Source organism: Clostridium vitabionis (genome assembly GCF_015351765.1).
GTDB classification, from domain to species: Bacteria; Bacillota; Clostridia; order Lachnospirales; family Lachnospiraceae; genus Clostridium_R; species Clostridium_R vitabionis.
Map to the genome: position 1 here is coordinate 51,402 of NZ_JADKQA010000002.1, position 20,061 is coordinate 71,462.

General features: G+C 49.4%; 19 protein-coding genes. 11 read left to right on the plus strand and 8 right to left on the minus strand.

Annotated features, from left to right (window positions below; all coding sequences use genetic code 11):
* The 5 genes from ISF27_RS05170 to ISF27_RS05190 form a co-directional block, all read left to right on the plus strand.
* On the plus strand, positions 1–463 hold a 463-nt coding region (locus tag ISF27_RS05170), incomplete at its 5' end, for an RNA-guided endonuclease TnpB family protein (protein ID WP_194609867.1).
* Between the two features lie 224 nt (positions 464–687).
* On the plus strand, positions 688–858 hold the full coding sequence (locus ISF27_RS05175; RefSeq protein ID WP_194609870.1) for a hypothetical protein: 171 nt from the start codon (positions 688–690) through the stop codon (positions 856–858).
* Between the two features lie 74 nt (positions 859–932).
* Positions 933–3,440, plus strand: coding sequence for an excinuclease ABC subunit UvrA (locus ISF27_RS05180; protein WP_194609873.1), 2,508 nt, complete (start codon positions 933–935; stop codon positions 3,438–3,440).
* A gap of 141 nt (positions 3,441–3,581) precedes the next feature.
* Complete coding sequence (locus tag ISF27_RS05185) at positions 3,582–5,009, plus strand: IS5 family transposase (RefSeq protein ID WP_194608004.1); 1,428 nt, start codon at positions 3,582–3,584, stop codon at positions 5,007–5,009.
* 275 nt (positions 5,010–5,284) lie between these two features.
* On the plus strand, positions 5,285–5,722 hold the full coding sequence (locus tag ISF27_RS05190) for a transposase (protein WP_194609875.1): 438 nt from the start codon (positions 5,285–5,287) through the stop codon (positions 5,720–5,722).
* Positions 5,723–5,967: 245 nt separating this feature from the next.
* Here ISF27_RS05190 and ISF27_RS05195 read toward each other — a convergent pair whose 3' ends face one another.
* From ISF27_RS05195 to ISF27_RS05205, 3 genes are all read right to left on the minus strand, one after another.
* Positions 5,968–7,332 carry an MmgE/PrpD family protein gene (locus ISF27_RS05195; protein WP_194609877.1) on the minus strand — a complete coding sequence of 455 codons (1,365 nt, stop codon included), beginning with the start codon at positions 7,330–7,332 and terminating at the stop codon, positions 5,968–5,970.
* Between the two features lie 77 nt (positions 7,333–7,409).
* The gene (locus ISF27_RS05200; protein WP_194609880.1) at positions 7,410–8,651 is read right to left on the minus strand and encodes an NAD/NADP octopine/nopaline dehydrogenase family protein; all 1,242 of its coding nucleotides are present in this window, start codon (positions 8,649–8,651) and stop codon (positions 7,410–7,412) included.
* 182 nt (positions 8,652–8,833) lie between these two features.
* Positions 8,834–9,736, minus strand: coding sequence for a LysR family transcriptional regulator (locus tag ISF27_RS05205; protein WP_194609882.1), 903 nt, complete (start codon positions 9,734–9,736; stop codon positions 8,834–8,836).
* A gap of 296 nt (positions 9,737–10,032) precedes the next feature.
* Here ISF27_RS05205 and gltS point away from each other — a divergent pair, with 296 nt between their 5' ends.
* Entirely contained in the window at positions 10,033–11,265 is a 1,233-nt protein-coding gene (gltS, locus tag ISF27_RS05210) for a sodium/glutamate symporter (protein ID WP_194609885.1), read from the plus strand.
* A gap of 152 nt (positions 11,266–11,417) precedes the next feature.
* Here the strand turns inward: gltS and ISF27_RS05215 are convergent, their stop codons facing one another.
* The 5 genes from ISF27_RS05215 to ISF27_RS05235 form a co-directional block, all read right to left on the minus strand.
* Positions 11,418–12,314, minus strand: a complete 897-nt coding sequence (locus tag ISF27_RS05215) for a helix-turn-helix domain-containing protein (protein WP_194609888.1) — start codon at positions 12,312–12,314, stop codon at positions 11,418–11,420.
* Between the two features lie 239 nt (positions 12,315–12,553).
* The gene (locus tag ISF27_RS05220) at positions 12,554–13,987 is read right to left on the minus strand and encodes a sodium/glutamate symporter (RefSeq protein ID WP_194609890.1); all 1,434 of its coding nucleotides are present in this window, start codon (positions 13,985–13,987) and stop codon (positions 12,554–12,556) included.
* Positions 13,974–15,095, minus strand: coding sequence for an ethanolamine utilization protein EutH (gene eutH / locus ISF27_RS05225; RefSeq protein WP_194609891.1), 1,122 nt, complete (start codon positions 15,093–15,095; stop codon positions 13,974–13,976). Before eutH ends, ISF27_RS05220 begins: the two co-directional genes overlap by 14 nt.
* Positions 15,092–16,213 (minus strand): tyramine oxidase subunit B, encoded by a 1,122-nt coding sequence (locus ISF27_RS05230; protein WP_194609892.1) that lies wholly within the window; start codon positions 16,211–16,213, stop codon positions 15,092–15,094. Before ISF27_RS05230 ends, eutH begins: the two co-directional genes overlap by 4 nt.
* Positions 16,194–16,538, minus strand: coding sequence for a hypothetical protein (locus ISF27_RS05235; protein ID WP_194609893.1), 345 nt, complete (start codon positions 16,536–16,538; stop codon positions 16,194–16,196). Before ISF27_RS05235 ends, ISF27_RS05230 begins: the two co-directional genes overlap by 20 nt.
* A 173-nt stretch (positions 16,539–16,711) precedes the next feature.
* Between ISF27_RS05235 and ISF27_RS13595 the strand changes: the two genes are divergently transcribed.
* The 5 genes from ISF27_RS13595 (at position 16,712) to ISF27_RS05255 (ending at position 20,048) form a co-directional block, all read left to right on the plus strand.
* The gene (locus ISF27_RS13595; protein WP_407926068.1) at positions 16,712–16,951 is read left to right on the plus strand and encodes an AAA family ATPase; all 240 of its coding nucleotides are present in this window, start codon (positions 16,712–16,714) and stop codon (positions 16,949–16,951) included.
* Between the two features lie 20 nt (positions 16,952–16,971).
* Complete coding sequence (locus ISF27_RS05240) at positions 16,972–17,592, plus strand: ATP-binding protein (RefSeq protein ID WP_207727393.1); 621 nt, start codon at positions 16,972–16,974, stop codon at positions 17,590–17,592.
* A 175-nt stretch (positions 17,593–17,767) separates the two neighbouring features.
* The gene (locus tag ISF27_RS05245) at positions 17,768–18,580 is read left to right on the plus strand and encodes a nitroreductase family protein (protein WP_194609894.1); all 813 of its coding nucleotides are present in this window, start codon (positions 17,768–17,770) and stop codon (positions 18,578–18,580) included.
* Positions 18,581–18,582: 2 nt separating this feature from the next.
* Complete coding sequence (locus tag ISF27_RS05250) at positions 18,583–19,026, plus strand: Rrf2 family transcriptional regulator (RefSeq protein WP_194609895.1); 444 nt, start codon at positions 18,583–18,585, stop codon at positions 19,024–19,026.
* Positions 19,023–20,048 (plus strand): NADP-dependent oxidoreductase, encoded by a 1,026-nt coding sequence (locus ISF27_RS05255; protein ID WP_194609896.1) that lies wholly within the window; start codon positions 19,023–19,025, stop codon positions 20,046–20,048. The genes ISF27_RS05250 and ISF27_RS05255 overlap by 4 nt, the downstream gene beginning before the upstream one ends.
* Positions 20,049–20,061 lie beyond the last annotated feature (13 nt).

The window sequence follows — 20,061 nt, forward strand, 5'->3', positions numbered from 1 at the left end:
CAGAGAACAACGCAGGCTTTCTCGTAAACAAAAAGGCTCTAATAATCGCAATAGACAGCGTGTTAAGGTAGCTAAAGTCCATGAAAAGATAACGAATCAGCGTAACGATTTCCTTCAAAAACAGTCAACGATACTTGTTAGCGAAAACCAAACGATCTGTATCGAAGACCTGAATGTAAAAGGAATGATTCGCAATCATAAACTTGCACAACACATAGCAAGCTGTTCATGGTCTAAGTTCTTTGCAATGCTTGAATACAAGGCTACATGGTACGGAAATGACATAATCAAAGTACCTACTATGTATCCAAGCAGTCAGACATGCAGTTGTTGTGGGTATAAGAACCCGTTTGTAAAGAATCTCTCTATCAGAGAATGGGAATGTCCTAATTGTCACGCAAAACACGATAGAGACACCAACGCAAGCATAAACATCTTAAATAAAGGGCTGTCAATAGCCTGACATATATAAAATACCGTAGGGCATACGGGAATTTACGCTTGTGGACACTGTGTAAGACGAGCCAACAAGGTAACTTGTTAGGAACGCAGTAGTGGTTGAAGCAAGAATCCCACGACTTTAGTCGTGTGGAGTGTCAAGTAAATGCTCCGGAATTTGAAGAATATCCGATGACCTTCCATTGCGAGGTAATTTCGATCAAAGAGGAATTCGGTAATACCAGAATCGTGGGCAGAATCAGGGAAACTACCATTGATGATCACTATATCGGAAATGATGGAATTCCTCAGGTTCGTAAAATGAATATTGTGTGGTTTGAAGATACAAGCAAAGATTACATTATGATGGGAGAAACTGCCGGTAAGGCTTTTTCTGTTGGAAAAACTCTGATGAAATAAAGCATTCGTATCAGTTCCGGATTGCACCAAAGGGAAATATCAACCAGAAAATGTAAGGATAAGAGGTAATTGTTATGTCCGGTGAGATCAGACAGAGGAAGATGCTGCCAAAGTATATCGAGGTACGCGGCGCAAAGGTTCATAACCTTAAAAATATCAATGTAGATGTCCCGCTTAACGAGATTGTAGCGATTGCAGGTGTCTCCGGTTCGGGAAAATCGTCGCTTGCACTTGGTGCGCTGTATGCAGAGGGATCCCGCAGGTATTTGGAATCCCTCTCTACCTATACGCGCCGGAGAATGACGCAGGCGGAACGGGCGGATGTGGATGATGTCCGTTATGTACCGGCGGCGCTTGCTCTGCGCCAGCGGCCGGGAGTTCCCGGCATCCGCAGCACGTTCGGCACACTTTCGGAGCTGCTCAATAGTCTGCGTCTGATGTTTTCCAGGCTTGCGAGTCACCGCTGCCCCAATGGGCATTACTGCCCGCCGTCTCTTTCTGTCGCTGCCATGCAGGAAATCACGTGTCCTGTCTGTGGCGCGAAATTCTATGGTCCCGGGGCGGAGGAGCTTGCTTTCAACAGCACCGGTGCCTGCCCGACCTGCGGCGGAACGGGAGTTGTCCAGACAGTGAATGAGGCAGCACTTGTGCCGGATGATTCCAAGACGATAGACGAAGGTGCAGTCGTCGTCTGGGGGACACTCATGTGGTCTCTGATGAAGGACATTGTGCGGACGATGGGGGTGCGGACAGACGTGCCGTTTCGTGATCTCTCGACGGAGGAAAAGGAAATTGTTTATCACGGCGAGCTGAAAAAACATCACATCCACTATGTCAATCCGAACACGCTGGAACCTGCGGAAATGGATTTTAATTATTACAGCGCGGTTAATTCTGTGAAGAATTCCCTTGCCAAGGTCAAGGACGAGAAGGGAATGAAGCGGCTCGAAAAATATCTGGAAGAAGACGTCTGCCCGGACTGCCATGGAACAAGGCTCTCGGAAGCCGCCCGCGCGCCGCGGCTTCGGGGCATTGGTCTGGATGAGGCGGCAGCAATGACACTTACGGAACTGATTCCCTGGGTGCAGGGGGTTCCGGCTTCTCTTCCGGAAGAAATGCGTCCGATGGCGGAAAACATTTGCGAATCCTTTATGGACGTTTCTAAGCGGCTGATGGATTTGGGACTTGGATATCTGTCGCTTGACCGGGCAGCCTCGACACTTTCTACGGGGGAAAGGCAGCGCGTTCAGCTCGCAAGAGCGGTCCGCAACCGTACGACCGGCGTTCTCTATGTTCTTGATGAGCCGTCGATCGGTCTGCACCCCTATAATCTCAAAGGGCTGACCGGCGTAATGGACGATCTTCGGGCGGACGGGAACTCCGTTATCATTGTCGACCATGACACACAGGTTTTGAAGCATGCCGACTGGATGATTGAGATGGGAAAAGGAGCCGGAGCGGACGGCGGGACGGTAATTTCCGAGGGAACAATCGAAGACATTTCGAAGAATCCGAGGTCTGTTATCGGGCCGTTCCTATCCGATCAGTATGAAGCAAGAATCCGTCCGGTTTTGCAGACGGATTCGATGTTTGAGAAAGGTGTCATACATCTGGAAACAGGGGAGATTCATACGGTGCATCCTCTGGATGTCCGGATACCGATGGGACGGCTTACCGTGGTGACGGGCGTTTCCGGTTCGGGAAAGACGACGATGGTGCTCGAAAGCCTGATCCCGGCGCTGAAGGCAAAGATCGGCGGGCAGAAGCTGCCGGCACATGTGAAAGGCATTGAAGCGAAAGGTATCACACAGGTCAAACTGATCGATGCGACGCCGATCGGTATCAATGTTCGTTCGACTGTTGCTACTTACGCAAATGTCCACGACGAACTCAGAAAAGTTTACGCAAAAACAAAAGACGCAAAGGAACGCTCTTTCAAGGCCGGAGATTTCTCTTATAATACGGGAAAACTCCGCTGTCCGACCTGTGATGGAACAGGGGAGATCTCACTGGACGTTCAGTTCCTGCCTGATGTGAAGATCCCCTGCCCGGACTGCAAGGGCTCCCGGTACGGAAAGGAAGCTTTTGAAATCCGCCGCAAGGCAAAGGATGGACAGGAATACAGCCTGCCGGAGCTGATGAATATGAGTGTGGATCAGGTTCTGCATGCGCTTGGAGGTCTGAAGATGTTGCAACAGCATCTGCAGGTTCTGCATGAACTGGGACTTGGCTACCTGACACTTGGAGAGGAAACACCTGGACTTTCCGGAGGCGAGGCACAGCGCCTGAAACTTGCCAGTGAGATGGGGAAAGGACAGAGTGACTCGGTATTTGTCTTTGATGAACCGACAATCGGACTGCATCCGCAGGATGTGAGGACACTGCTGCATGTTTTTCAGACTTTGATTGATCATGGCGCTACCGTAGTGGTTATTGAACATGATCTCGATGTGATAAAAAATGCCGATTACATTATCGACATGGGACCGGGAGGCGGAAAGGAGGGAGGCAGGATCGTTGCGAGTGGCACTCCTGACGAAATCAAACAGTTTAATGAGAGCATTACCGGACAATATATATAATAAGGTAAATAGTGTCTGCTCAATAGCGTAGAATGCAATATTTACTGACAATAACGGCGGATTGCGGTATAATAAGTGCAAAGATTTTTGCAATTTCTCCTAATTTCTTTGCACTTATTGATATATCCGAGGCAGTCCGCCATGTACAAAAAACCGTCCGAGCACCAGATTTCGATTTTTGATTTCAACCAGAGCTGTGGAACACCGCTGGATGAAAACAATGAATGGGTCCGGCTTGCAAATGCCATCGACTGGACAAGCCTGGAAAAAGTGTACGCTTCTCTCTTTCCCTCACACGAAGGACGGCAGGCCTTTCCTCTGCGTGTTGCTCTCGGTGCTCTGATCATTCAGAAACGTGAGGGGCTTTCTGACCGCAGGCTGGTTAAGGAAGTCGCCCAAAACCCGTATTACCAGTACTTCATTGGTATGGACCGGTTTTCGGACACCTGCCCGTTCAAGCCGACAGTTCTCGTGTATTTTCGCCGCAGGCTGGATTCCCGTTTTCTGATGATGGCGAATGAAGAATACCTTGCTGCAGGCGCTGCCACGCCGGAACATGCCGGCGATAAACCGGAAAAATCCGCCGACGGGGAGAACGTGGGGACTTTCATTCTGGATGCCACCTGTTCTCCGTCCAACATCAAGTATCCTCAGGACTTTGTGCTTCTCAATGATGCCAGGGAGAAGCTCGAAGAGATGATTGACTATTTCCATCACCAGTATCATCCATGGACGAAGCCCAGAACATACCGGAGGCGCGCAAGAAAAGAATATCTTGCCATGGCGAAAGCCAAAAAACGCCCGACGAAGAAGCTCCGGAGCCTGATCCGTAAGCAGCTTGGCTGCCTGAATCGCGATCTGCGGTATCTGGAGGCATACATGACAGAAGGCTATGCCCTGCCACAGAAGTATATTGACTGCTATCTGACCGTCCAGAAGCTGTACGAACAGCAGAAGTACATGTTTGATAACAACACTCACAGAGTGGATGACCGGATTGTGAGCATCAGCCAGCCGTATATCCGTCCCATCGTGCGCGGCAAAGCCAAGTCTCCCGTGGAGTTTGGCGCCAAGTATGATGTCAGCATTGACGAAAAGGGCCACGCCCGCCTGGAGAAGCTCCAGTTTGATCCTTACAATGAGAGCTCTGTCCTGCAGGATGCGGTAGAACGTTATAAGGAACGCACCGGGCATTATCCGGTACGGGTTCTTGTTGACCAGATCTACAGGACAAGGGCGAACCGTGCTTACTGTAAAGAGCACGGCATCCGCATCTCCGGCCCGAGACTGGGGCGTCCCGCAGCCGATCATAAGGCTAACCGGGAGGAGTATAAAGACAACACTGACCGGATCGAGGTAGAGCGCTTCTTCAGCAGGGAGAAGCGTTGTAACGGCGCTGGTCTCATTATGACCAGACTGGCTGAAACAACACTGGCATCTATCGCATTATCAGTCTATGTCACCAACCTCTTCGCAATTCCTACAGGGAATCTTTTTGTGCTTTATTTTGCGGACTGCGGATACGGGCCGGAAACAGCGCAGTTCATCGAAATGGACGATGCAACGTGAGCAATTCGCCAGAATTCCGGGCTGCACTGTACGGTTGGCAGCCGTCCAGATACCTTTGCAGTTTGCTAAAATTGGACCCAATGTTGAGCAGACACTAAATAAATCCCGCACAATATATGACACGATGTTAGAACACTAAAACCTCAAATTTTACGTTAATAGAAATGCGGCTAAATTAGCCGTTTTACGCATTCACCCATGCTGCGGGTAGTATCGGTATACTGTACCCATAACAGTGGACACGGAAGATTTTAGGCACCCACAATAATGGACACATGATCAGCGACACAAATAAAGGGCTTGTATCCGCTGTAAAGCATTGTTTTCCCGGATCATCCTTGCGGCGCTACAAGGTACACTTTATGCGGAATATCCTGGCACATGTTCCTGAGAAGCATAAAAAATCATTTGCTTCCGAACTGAAATCCATCTGGTTTGCTCCTGACGATAAAGTCGCGAGAGAACGCGCCAATGCTCTGATAGAAAAATATGAATCCAGATTTCCTCAGGCAGTCAGATGCTTGGAAGAAGGACTTGAGGATTCGCTTATATTCTACAGCTATCAGGAACTGAATCAGAGAAAAATCTCATCCAGTAACATGATAGAACGGCTGAATCGCGAGATCCGGCGGCGCACTGGTGTTGTTGGAATCTTCCCGAATGAATCCTCCTATGTTCAGCTGCTGACAGCGTATCTGATGGAATACTCGTAGGACTGGCCAACATCCAGAGCATATATCAAAGAGGAATCTATTTCACGGCTGTTACCAGAGGAAGCCGCTTATCCATTCTGGCATAAACCTTGCGTAGCTTTTGCGAACATTTCGTGACACTATCATAAAGAGGGCAGCAGAATTCGATGGATTATCTATCGAGATTCTGTTGCCCGTTTTCTGTAGTTGAGGACATGCAGTGCGGGTAAGCCTATGACAGTTGAGCCGATAAGGCCTCACCAGTGTTAAGCCAACCCCGGCACTTCCGGATCCGCATTGCAGGACACCAGAGTGCGGTTGATTTCCGCGATGATATCGCGGAGTTTTCTGTCCGGGTCGGCGGTCAGTGCGCTGTAAATTTGGTCCTGGCCTTCCGGGGTTACGACCGGGGACAGGATCCGGTGAAATTTGTCCCTGATCCAATTGTGATCCACATGATCGGAAGCTTCGCCGTTGGCAGCATATACTTTGGTCTTGTATGTGGTCCCATCGTCCATGGTGAACTCCATCCAGGCGAGGCGCTTTTCCGGGAAGACTGCCTCCATCTCCGGATCGACGACAAATTCCAGCTTTTTCATCATTTTCAGCACGTCTGGATTGTTCAGGGCGCGGTTGTTGATCTGCTGGAAGCCGACGTCGCCGCAGACGATGGCGGAGGCAACGGGGAAGGCGATGTTGTACTGCGCCTCATCGGTTTCCCACGGGACAATTTTACTCAGCTGTGCCGCAGAATCAAATGTGTGGACAACGACATGGCGGATACGGCGGTAGTCGAGCTTCTTATCACGAATGAGTTCGATGGAAGCCTGGATCGGCTGATGAGCCCAGCGGCAGCAGGTATACGGCTTAAAGTACAGGTTCCGGATCTCGTAGTTCTTTTCGAGATCGTCTGTTAAGTGGTGATATTTGTCCATTTCCAGAATATAGAGCTTTGCGCTCTCTCCGGCCAGCGTATCCAGTGCCGCCAGTGTGCCAATCATCGCGCCGAACGGCACTCCGTCCTTGTTCATCGAAGGAATGTTCACAGAATGCATGACCGGAGTCAGCGGAGCGTGGAATTCCGCCATGGAGATGGCGGTGTTCAGCTGTTCCTTTGTGAATCCGAGGATTCTGCCCATGCCGGCCGCGGTGCTCACGGCGCCGTATGTCCCCGTACTGTGCAGAAAATGATAGTACTCCTGTGTGGAGAGGCCGATGCGGACGGCGACATCGTAGCAGACGACCAGCGCAGTTAGGTAATCTTTGTAGGAAATGTCTTTTTCCAGGCCGGCGGCCATCACACCGCCGACAAAGGATGTACCCGGATGCCCCTTGATCATGTTGTGTCCGTCATCGATATCGAAGGAGTTGGAGGAATGGCCGAGGGCAAAAGCGGCGCCCATGAGATTGAAGCGGCCCTTGCTGCCGGGAATCTCCAGCTCCCCGGCTTTCAGGTAAGAGGTCAAACGGAGGCCGCAGCGGAACTGCTCGCCCTTGCTGCCAAGAATCAGGGCAGTCATCAGGTCGATTCCGCAGTCAACAGCGCGATCCTTTACGTCTGCGGGAAGGTCCTCCCATGTTGTGTTCAGCACATAATTTTCAAGACGATAATCGGTTTTATAGGAAATCATGATCATCCCTCATTAAATGAAAAGTCCGCCGCCTGCCGTTTGAAGCAGACGGCGGACCATTTTACTTGAGAATTCCGTCATCGGTTGTAAACGCCGTTGTTCAGATACGCGAGGAGCTCCTCTTTCGGCATGTTGTCGATGCCGAGATAGGTGAGGTTATATCTGCTGGTCTCAAAGAAGTTCTTCTGGTGAAACGCACCGGCGATCGTGATCATGGAATCGATGATCGGGGTCGGAACACCGTACTGAACGCCGAGATCGTGGTAGATCTTGCAGCCGATCGGCACGTCCTCGGTCAGATAGCGGTGATTAATGGAGTTCGGGCCGGTGTTTCCCTCGTTGGACGGCTGATCCAGCGGGAAGACAACGTTGTCATTTCCATCTTTATCCAGGCCCATATATTCCTGGGTAAGGACAGATCTTCTGGAGAAGAACATCTGCTTCTTGTACTGCGGGATGCCGACGCCGATGGCCTTCGCCAGGGCAATCTCCTCATTGTAGAACTGATACTGCACTTCGCAGATGGATGGGCAGAGACCGTGAGAATACATGGAGTAAGTGGTCTTGTCATGTCCGCAGAAGATCACGCCCCAGTTTTCCATGGTTGAAACGCCGAGAATCGTAGCGGGCACGTGGATAACCGGATTGACATTCGCGAAGTCTATATCCAGAATGGTCTTGCCCTTGGCCGGTCCGTCTCCCTGGGTAACTGCGTCCATTGCCGGCAGATACTTGGAAGCTTCAATAAAGTCGTCCGTGTCTTTCATCGGCAAAGCAGCACCGCGCAGAGTGATCGCACGATATTTTACACCGACATGGGGGAACTGATATCCGTTGATGTTTTCAATTCTGGTCCCATAGGGAGCGGAAGACCATCCGCCGATAATAACTTTCTTTGTGCATCCCATCTCACGCATCAGCTTGCGGAGAAGCAGGCAGCCGAAGTTGTCGGCGAAGATCATGATTACCTGTCCATCTTCAAGATGCGGAATCAACTGACGGAAAATGGGTTCGTGGCCCCAGGAGCCACAGGCTACGCAGATGATGCCGGCACCCTCTACAGCTTTCGCTATGTCGGATGTCACCAGATCGAGGTGTGCTCTGCCGGAGCGCTCGAAGCAGTCACGGTTGTGCTGAACGCCGTCGAGAAGAATGCCTGTCTTGTCGAGTCCGGCCAGAGATTTCTCTGCAAAGGGCACCGTGTCGAACAGTCTTACGGTTGCCCCGCCAAGTTTGCTGTCCGCTGCGATGGTTTTGCCAACGGCACCGCCGCCTAAAACAGCAATAGGCTTATCTTTCAGATACTCCATGTTGCTCATTCCGTTTTCCTCCTCCATTTAAAATAAAGTCCTTTGTTTACTGGGAAATTTGATGTATCTTGTTTACAAGAACAACTTAGAACATCCTGGAAGATTTGTAAAATGGATAGAATACATCATATAGATCAATAAATTCGATTGATAATAAAAAATAATCCGCCAGGAAAGGCGGAGAGAATAAGCTATTTCGTTGGCAGCTTCTTCAGAACCGGCGTCAGCATGTCGATGAATTTCTGCATCTGCGGCGTGATCCATTTCTGGCTGTGATAAACCACTTGGATGAAAAACCTCGGCTGTGCAGGCACCTTTATATTCAGAAATTGCAGGGTGCCATTTTCAATTTCCCAGTGGACTGCGTACTCTGGCAGGAAGGAGATGCCCTTTCCTGCCTGCACCATGCGGATGATGGCAGCTGTGTTATTGACTTGAATGGCAGGTTTGAGGACACAGCCATAGTCTGCGGCAACTTCTTCGACGGCACGCCGGTAGATACTGCTTTTTTCCGGGAGAATAAGCCGCCCTTCAGCCAATTCTGTAAAACTTACCATATCTTTTCCGGCGAGTGGATCGCTGGAAGGCGCGATGAAAGAGACCCTGGCTTCCCGGATGAGAACCCGCTTGAAGTCCGGGTCCACAATACGTCGCCCCATGACCAGCCCGATGTCCAGGTCACTGCTTCGGATCAGATTGAGGATAGTCGGTGAGGTGTCAGCAGTGATGTCCAGAGAAACATGGGGATATTGTTCGTTGTATTTTGAGATCACGTCGACCATGAAAGAGGTCAGCATAGACTCGGTCACACCGATGCGGAGGCGTCCGTTCAGCTCATGGGAACTGGCTTTCAGCTGATCGATTTCCGACTGAATCTTCATGATTTCGTTGGCATAGCTGACCAGGGCCTGACCGGCGTCAGTCAGGGAGATTTTTTTTCCTATCCGGTCAAACAGGACGAGGCCAAGCTCATTTTCCAGAGATTGAATGTGAAAGGTCACCGTCGACTGCGCGTACCCAAGCTGCTCCGCCGCCTTGGTGAAGTTCCCCAGCTCGGCGACGCGGAGAAAGGTGACCAGATTTCGGTATTCCATGAAAACACCTCATTTTCGCACAAAGAGTATCTATATAAGAGAATAGTCGATTCATTTAGAAATATCAATCGAAGAAGGCAATGATAATAATCAGAACCATCCATTTCTCATTTAATTCCTGATATTGTAAATTATTCGTAGATTTGATGAAACGGTCAATTCATGAAAAGCATGCGTCATGAAATGGACCGGGGAAAATATCCGGTGGGCACAGATGTAGACCGGATAAGAAGCAATCATCCACCGGGGTATAAAGCAAGGCCGAACAGAGGCCGTAAGTGAGGAAGGGAGATCGTATGGTTATATCGCTGGACATGTACCAAACGCTGGGAATCGCATGCGCTATGCTTATTTTGGGGAAAATTCTTGTAGATCGGATTAGTTTCTTTCAGAAGTACTGTATTCCGGCGCCTATTGTCGGAGGGCTGATCTTTGCCATTTTCCACTGCATCGTAAAAGTGGCCGGACTTTTCGAGTTTGACATGGACACGACGCTGCAGTCGGTTTTCATGCTGGCTTTCTTCTGCAGTATCGGATATCAGACGGCTTTCGGCACACTAAAAAAGGGTGGTTTCAAAGTCATCAAATATCTGATTCTGGCGGTCATTATGGAACTGATACAGGATGTGGTTGGTGCCGGTGGTGCAGCTGCTTTTCATCTGGATCCGCGGCTTGGCCTCTGCATGGGTTCAATTCCGTTGGTTGGCGGACATGGAACAGCGGGATCCTTTGGACCATTCCTGGAGCAGACGTACGGAGTTGAAGGCGCGACGATTGTCGCGGTGGCAGCGGCAACTTTCGGACTGATTTCCGGCTGCATGATCGGCGGGCCGGTAGCTTCCGGCAGAATCCGCAAACATCATCTGAAACCGGCAGCTAGTGCGGTGACAGAGGCGGTTCACCAGGATGCTAAAGTGAAGGAAGAAGTAAAGGAAATAGAGAAAATCACGCAGCATGAGGAAATTGAATCTGACGCGCTGAATGGCGGAAAACTTCTGAATGGCACGCTTTTTATCGTGATTGGTGTTGCCATCGGCGTTACCATTGCATTTTTTATTGGAAAGTTCATCACGATCCCGGCGTATATCGGCGGTATGATTGCCGCGACGATTATCCGGAATGTGAGCGACTCGGCGAAGATTGAGGTTCCGATGAAGGAAATCGGCGCACTCGGCGATATCTGCCTCTCACTATTCCTGGGTCTCGCGATGATTTCTCTGAAGGTATGGCAGCTGGTGGATCTTGCACTTCCGATGATTGTCATTCTTCTGGTCCAGACCGTAATCATGTGGATTTATGCCAGCTATGTTGTATTCAACGTCATGGGGAGAGATTATGAGGCTGCAACACTTTCCTCTGGATTCTGTGGATTTGGCATGGGTGCCACACCGAACGCCATGGCGAATATGCAGGCTGTGGTGAGGCAGTATGGACCGGCGCCAATGGCATTTCTCGTGCTGCCGATCACAATGATGTTCGTCGATTTCTTTAATGCGCTGATAATCACAACATTGGCGAATATTCTGTGACGAGGACGGGATTCTGCGGCGGCATTCCGCATCCTTGTTCGGTAACAGACAGGAAAAGCCGGGTTCAGGGAGAAAGGTATTTCCCCGAGCCCGGCTTTTCCTGTCTGGACATCTATAGGCAGTAAAACTTTTTTGGCAAAATGAGTCGATTGCTATCTGACCATGCGGGAGTTGCCGGAGGTCTGGCTCACTTCTGAATCACCTTCCTGCCAGCTTTTGACTTTTCCCTGGTAACTTTTGCCTTTTACCAGCCGGCTGAATTCTCCGGGACGCATATTCATCATGGACTCGAAATCGTGAATAAAGTGCGACTGGTCGTAATAGCCGTGTTCCACTGCTTTCCTTGTCATGGTCCCGTCCGTGCGGCTGGCCATATCCTGAATGGCTGCCTGAAGGCGGATGATTTTCCGTAAGGTCCGGATATTGTATCCAAGTTCCTGCTTAACCATGCGGTCCAGATAGCTGCGGGAAAAGCCTGTAGACTCTGTCAGGTCTGCCATGGACAGCGTTCCGCCGCTCTCACTTTCCAACATCCGGATCTGCGAGACGAGATCCGAGCAGTGCTGCATGGAATCCCGCCGCCGGTCATAAAAGTTTTGGAGGACCCGCACCCGCTGCTGAAAACTTTTCGCTTCCATCATCTGTGGTTCAAGACTGGTACCGCGCACAGAAATCTCCTCCAGAGGATACTCCTGTCCAACAGAATCTGCCGCAGAGCAGGTCAGAAATCCCGGTATCGCACCCCGCATCATTCGAAGACCGAAGATGCTTTCATAGGGCCCAATATCGATCTCCTGTTTTTGCTCGATAGGACCGCACAGGAACCCCCTGCATCCGTTGCGGTCAAAGGCAAAGATCAGGTCAATGGTACCTGCGGGGACAGGAATCAGCTTATTTCCTCCCGTGGACGGGATACCTGGCTTTTGAAAGTCGAATTGGTAAAAGTGGGATATGCCATGGTGCTTTATCAGACACTGGTCAAAGGTATAAGCACCCATGACAAAAAAAGGCTGATCGGTTCTGGAAACATAATCATAAGCAGCACACATATGCGCTCCTCTTCATGCCGTCTCAGTTAGACAGGACCATCGTGGATTTTGGCTTTTATATACATAAGCTGTAAAGTACGAAACATGAGGAAATTGAGGCCGGTCTTTTGTATCTTTTACACAATTATAGTACAGATATTCGCGATTATCTACGCGCATTGCACATTTCTAGATAAGATTCAGATAAAAAAGCGCAGTTCCTGGTTTGGCAGGAACTGCGTTGATGCAAGGAATCGTAGTTACTTTGCTATTGAACTCTGAACGGACAGGTCGGGGACAGTTTCTCTTTCCGAGTCGTCCTGTCCGCTCATTTTGGGTTTTCTGCCACTCAGCGGATACTTTTTGGCAGGATACCATGCGTGAATTAAGAAGGATACGCCAATAGAAACCGCTCCGAAAATTGCTGTCCCTAGGGCAAGCTGCATGCCCTGCCCGTTCACCAGCATCGCTGGGCCGGCGGACCAGATGAACATTTCCACAAAACCCATGAATGGCGTCATGGCAGTATCATCTACCGTCAGCGACTTGTTTTCCGGATCCACAATACGGAGAAGGACGAAGCCGATGGCAAATACGCCAGTCAGGTACCCAAAGCAGAAGACGGCGTGTTCAAACCAATTTTCTCTGTTCATGAGATAGCCGAAGGGGAGCACCACCAGGGTGACTAGCACAAGCCCGATCAGGCACATGACAATCATTGGACCGGCGTATTCGACAAGGACGGTGGGGTTGATCGATGCCACGGCAAAGCAGACTAGGTAGTCGGTAAACATTCCGGAGATTCTGGTGTTAACCCGCGTATCCACATAGCTGTACAGCGGTGTCTTGTGAAACAGGATAAAAAACAGGAGACCGATGAGATAAGCCAGTGTAAAGTCCGGGATATTCTTCACAAAGTGGGAGAGTACCCGCTGGTTCAGGAGATATGCGCCGCCGGCAATGACCATGAGCAGAGACATGTGGAAGCACAGCGTATCCAGAGACACGGAGGAAATTGTCTCCATGCCCAGGGGCGTCCTTCTTTCCTTCGCGACAAGGCCTGTACGGAGATCGGAATTCAGCTGGCTGAAATCCTTTGCATAATTTGTCCACCCCTTTTTGGTAGCAAGCTTGATGAGAATCAGCCCGCCGAAGATGCCGACGAGAATCCCGACTGTGGCAAAGGTGATCGCCAGGTCAGTCGCCTGCTCCCAACCGTAGCCGGCAAATGTCTTGCCGACTGCAGCTGCAGTCCCATGGCCGCCGTCGAAACCGGAGGCGAGCAGAATGCCAAACCCAGGGTTCAGGTTCGGCCAGATTCTGCAGAGAACCAGAATCGTTATCAGAATGGGAACCGCAATCTGGAGGGCAAATCCCACCTGACGGAACATCTCATATCCGATCAGACGCTTTACCGTCTCCTTGCCGCCGCCGGATTTTTCAATATCAAATCCATTTACACCGACTGCGGTGAAGATGACGATGATAAAAGCTCCGGCATAACTGCCGATGTTGCCGGAAAAAGGCATGATGTTGAGAAACTTGGGCCCTAAAAACAGGCCAAGAAACCCAGCGATCAGACTTGCCGGAACAAAGAAATTCTGAAAGAATCTAATTTTCGACCGAAGAAACTGGCCGATCAGAATAAGAATCGATGCGCATCCGAAATCCAGCAATAAATCATATATGCTCATATCGTACCTCTCTGTGCGGTGACCGGGTATCTCTGGAATCTTTTTTACTGACGACAAGTTTCGGGGCCAGGGCAAAAGATAACAGCACGGCAATACTGCATCCGGCGAGCTTTGCTGCCGTGACCGCAGGGCAAAATTCCGGCATCACCTGCATCGTATAGGCCAGATGATCTCCAAAGACACAGGATCCCGAGACAAGAAATGATGCCGCGATCATTCTTCCTCTGGCATCCATGTCATTGAGAGTCAGTGTCGCCGGCAGACCATTTGCCAGTCCGGTGAGGATTCCCAGTACTGCCGCCTCATTCACGTTCATCTTTTCTGCTGCCGCCCGAATCCACTTCTGCAGACACCTTTTCACCACATATAGTAAGGGGAAGATTCCCGCCAGGAAAATGCATATTCCGCCGATGGTGGTAAAAGAATTTTCCAATGTATCCATCCTGGGAAATAGTCTGAACCCCGTCAGCCATTCCATCGCACCCGCAATCAACCCCGTATAGGAGATGGCCCGAAGAAGGCGTCCGAATACCACCATCGCTCGCATCAGCGCTTCGTGCCAGAAGGCCATCAAAATGCAGATAAGAACCGCAAATGCTGACAGGGGAATCAGATTCGGAATAAGAAATCCCAGTGTATATCCTCCGGTCAATCCTCCCACAAGACATCCTATCGGACAGGTGATAATTCCGATAGATATACCGATAAAAACTTCCCGCTGTTTTTCCGGGGCAATAGCTGTGACGACAAGCGGCATGGTCAGCATGACCGTCGTCCCCATCCCGGCACCGACGATCATGCCGTGAAAGAGACCAGCCTCCTGACTGTCTGCCAGCGCAAGGGCCAGAGAACCTCCCCCGGAATCATTTGCCAGAATGAGCCCGATTACGGCCGAGGGGTCTGCTCCTATAGCCTGCATGAGCGGAGATAAAAGCGGAGTCAGCCATAACGCCATCTGCGGTGCCAGGACCATGAAGCCGGTCATGCAGAGAAAAAGCGGTGCCCATGTCTGGAGCGCGTTTTCAAATTGCTCACCAATCTTCCAGCGACCGCCGGTGCACTTATCCAGAGCCCCAAGGGTAAAGAAGATAAAGACGATGTACTTCATACACCCGCTGGTTTATCCCACAGCTTCAGTGCCTTTCCAAGCTTCAGTGCCTTTGCGTTCTGCAGGCAGTGCCATGCCCATGCCACGTCATAGGTGGGAAGACCACCCATGCCGAAGAGAATGATCTGGTCGTCTGAGGTTCTGCCCGGCTTCTTTTTTGCTATCACATCGCCCAGATTGGTAATGTAATCCATGGTCACCTTGCCGTCATGGAGCATATCCAGCAGGGTGCAGCCAAGCAGTCCCACATTGGCGGAATAGGGATAGGTGAGCTCCTCTTTCCAGGCTTCGTAGGTTTTCCAATTATCCACGATGCAGGTGCAGTTCTTCGCGATGGCGTCCATGTCCATGCGGAAATCGGCAGGAAGGCTGAAGAAAGCTCCTTTTTTGATCCATGCCGGGTCGACAACGGGATCATTTTTCCCAGATGTCGCCATATGGACGATATCACTGTCACGGATCGTTTCCTCTAGAGAATTCGCTACGATGACATTCTTAATCTGCGGATAATTTTCCTCAATGTGCTTCTTCAGTCGCTCAGAAGCCGCCGGGAAAATATCGTAGATCTTCACTGTGTCCAGCGTCGGCACGGTCAGCGCCAGCGCATCAAAGGAAAGGCGGGTAATGACTCCTGCTCCGATGAGACCGCAGACTTTTGACCCCTTTCGGACAAGATACTGTGCACCCACGCCGGGAATGGCACCGGTTCTCATGTTGCTGAGCATATTGCCGCTCATCAGCGCAATCGGCGCGCCGGTATCCACATCGTTCAGCATGACCATGAGAATAGAGCGCGGAAGGCTTTTCTCGATGTTCGCGCGGTTGGAACCATACCACTTCTCACCGCAGATGTGATACTTCCCGCCGATATAGGCTTCCATTGTCATAAATCTTCTGTCCGGTCCCGCTGCCGGCATGCCGGGGTGAGTCGGGTGTGCTGGGAAGAAAATCGGCTGGCCGTGGCTGTTGCCATTGCCGCCGCCCATGATGTAGTCGCCTTCACCCATCAGGTGATAGACCTCGGTCATCTCCTTAACGCAGGCTGCCATATCCAGCACACCGGCCTTGATCATGTCCTGCTCGTCCAGATAAAGGAAATCAATTCTTGTGTCGCTCATTTTCTGCACCTCCAAAAAATATTTTCTGATTTGCTGCATTTATAGGATATATTGCAGCATCGTTCAACTTTCTGATCAGAAAATAGCAGAAAAACAGCACAAAAAATTGTAATTTTGTAGACTGCAATAAGACAAAATATCTTAATTTCCGCGGTGCTTTCTTGTACAAAAGAGATTTACGGATTGCGCCGGAGGAACCTTGATACCCTTTCTCTGTCTCCTGCACAGCTTCCGCGTAACCGGACTGTTCCAGCTTCTGCAGAATACAGTGGGTGCTTCGCGGTGTCAGGTGAAGGCAGGGCGCCAGCTCCTGATAGGTGATCATCCGGTCATCCCGCTGTCGAGGACATTGATTGGTAAATGGTCCAAGAAAATGTCCGCACCCCCATACCTTTGCGACCCGTTTCCCGTCCGCAATAGTAATGAAGAAAAAAGCCTAAATAGGCAAAAAACGTCATCGGAATCCGGAGAAGCGGTAAATCTTACCTCCTGGATCCGATCTTTCGAAATTACCTGTTGTCAGAGGGTATCCGGGAAGATCATATTATAAAGATCGAACTGGACAGAGAATCAAATCGCAGGTATTATCACGATCCCCATGCGTTTGATCAATATATTCGTTCTTTTGTCATAGATGAACAGATGTACTACATCATTCTGGATGAAATACAGCTGGTTGATGATTTTGAATATATCTTAAATGGTTTGCTTTATGAAAAAATTTTGATGTTTACGTAACAGGCAGCAACTCCAAATTTTTGTCATCTGATATCATTACAGAGTTCCGCGGGAGGGGGGATCAGATCCGGGTGCAGCCGCTCTCTTTTTCCGAATATCTCCCTGCATGTGGCATAGAAGACAAGTATGATGCGTGGAATGAGTATATGACATATGGCGGAATGCCTTTTGTTGTATCCATACAGGAGGAACAAGATAAGGCGGCATATCTGAAGAATCTGTTTGAACAGGTGTATTTCAGAGATATATTTGAGCGATACAATATAAGAAGAAAGGATATATTAGATTCCCTGGTAAATTTTCTTGCCTCTTCGGTAGGGTCCCTGACGAATCCACAAAAAATATATGACACATTCAAAAGTAATGGGGAGAAAGAGCTCTCATTAAATACGATAAGCTCCTATCTTTCCTATTTGGAAGACGCATTCATTGTGAACATGGCGGAACGTTATGATATCAAAGGACGGAAATATATCAGTACCCCTCAGAAGTATTACTTCACGGATCTGGGTTTAAGAAATGCCAGACTGAATTTCAGACAGCAGGAAGAAACACATTTAATGGAAAATGCACTGTATAATGAACTGCTGTTCCGAGGATATCATGTCGATGTGGGAGTTGTCGAGATTCGCGAACGATGATCGGGAGCTTCTTTGTTTGTTCCGGAATCAGGCTTTGATTTCCTGTTTGTTGTGGGGGTGAAGAGGATGTTATTGACTGTTCTTTCTTGCCGCAAAAACATTGACAGATAGAACGATGCATGTTAATGTATCAGTAACAGATACAAATACAATGTCAACAAGAATGAGGAAAGAAATGAACACAGAAATTATTAGAAATAGAAAGAGCGTACGGACATATAAAGAGCAGGCAATTCCGGAGAAGATACTGGATCAGGTGAGAGATTATCTGGAGCAGGACACGGGACTGTTTGAAGTATCCATTGCCTTTTCCATCTTGAATGCGCGGGAAACCGGGGTCAGCAGTCCGGTGATTCTTGGTGCGGATACCTATGTCGCCGGAAAATATAAAAAACAGAAGAATGCGGAACTTTCGTTTGGGTATGCTTTCGAAAAGTTCATCCTTTATGCTACTTCACTAGGGCTTGGAACGGTTTGGCTGGCAGCGACGATTGACCGCAAAGCATTCGAAAAGGCTGTTCACCTAAAGGATGATGAAGTGATGCCCGCAGTCACTCCCCTTGGATATGCTGCTGAAAAACGCTCCATACGTGAAAATATGATGCGAAAAGGAATGAAATCGGACAGCCGGCGTCCATTTGAAGAATTGTTTTTCTATGAAAATTTCCAGAACCCCTTGAGGGAGAGCGATGCAGGTATATGGCAATTGCCACTGGAAATGGTTCGTCTCGCTCCTTCCGCTACGAACAAGCAGCCATGGAGAGTTGTTGCAGAAAAGGATCAGGTTCATTTTTATGAAAGGAAGACAAAGGGGTATGCCAAAGAAGCTACCGGCGATATTCAGAAGGTAGATCTGGGAATTGCACTCTGCCATTTTGAAATCGCTGCCGAAGAAAGCGGCTTAAAGGGCAAATTTATACAGTCGGATTCCGGTATCACGGCAGCAGAAGACACAGAGTATATTGCGACATATAGACTGGAGAGATAATCGTGGACACTAAATTTTCGTCGGCTATCCATACGTTGATTCTGATTTCTGAATCAGAGACGCCAATGAATTCCGATCAGATTGCGGAAAGTGTCGGTACAAATGCCAGCTATATCCGAAAGCTTACTACGAGGCTGAGCAAAGCCGGGATTATCGAAGGGCGCCGGGGTGTCAGCGGTTTCCGGCTTGTCAGAAAGCCGGAAGATATTTCTCTACTTGATATCTACAAGGCCGTCATGGAGACAGACAATCTCCATCTGTTTGATCTCCATCAGAACCCGAATGATGCCTGCATTGTCGGGCATAATATCCGGCCGGTTCTCGGGGGGATGTTTCGGGATATGGAAGAATGTGTGGAAAAAAGATTACAGGGTATGACGCTCGCAGACTGTATTGGCAACATGCAGGAATATATCAGGAAGAATAACAAGGAGACCATGCATTGAAAGCAGCAGTTTTAACGCATTATGACAAAAAGGACACAGATCTGGAAATTCAGGACATTCCGGTACCTGTCCCGGAGGATGACGAAATCCTTGTGCGTATTATGGCAGCAGCCGTAAATCCGCTGGACAATATGATCATCCGCGGGGAAGTAAAATTGATCGTTCCCTATAAGGTGCCGCTCATTATGGGAAATGAATTTTCCGGGATTGTAGAAAAAGCCGGAAAGAAAGCAACACGTTTTAAAGCCGGTGACCGGGTTTATGGCAGGATGCCGCTTAAAAAAATCGGAGCATTTGCGGAATATGCCGCAGTGAAAGAATCTGCTCTGGCTCATATTCCGGACAATCTGTCCTTTGAGGAGGCGGCAACAGTTCCACTTACTGCTCTTACAGCGATGCAGGCCTTCGAGATCATGCAGGTTAAACCGGGAGAATCCGTGTTTATTTCCGGAGGAACAGGAAGTCTTGGTGCGATGGCGATCCCGATAGCCAGGAGTCTTGGACTGCATGTTTATACAAATGGCAGTGCGGAAAATGAAGAACGTGTACGAAAAATTGGTGCCGAGAAATTCATTGATTATAAAAAAGAAAACTACGCTGAGGTATTATCCGATGTCGACCATGTTCTTGATACGCTTGGCGACCGTGCGCTTCCTGACGAATTTAAGGTGTTGAAAAAGGGCGGCAGTCTGGTATCTCTAAGAGGACTGCCAAATGGCAGGTTCGCAAAAAGAAGCCGGATGCCGCTTGCTAAGAGAATACTTTTTCTGGCTGCCGGGAGGAAGTACGATAAAATAGCGGCGACAAAGAACCAGACCTATGATTTCCTCTTTGTACACGAGGATGGGAATCAGTTGGAAAAGATAGCAAGCTTGTATGACAAGGGTCATCCGCTGGAAACTTCGATTGATGCCGTATTCAGTTTGGATCAGGTCAATGATGCATTGGCTAAGGTAAAGCGCGGCGGTTCTAGAGGGAAAACAATCATTAAAGTTCATGAATCTCGGAGCACGAATGGATAAAAATGCGGAATCC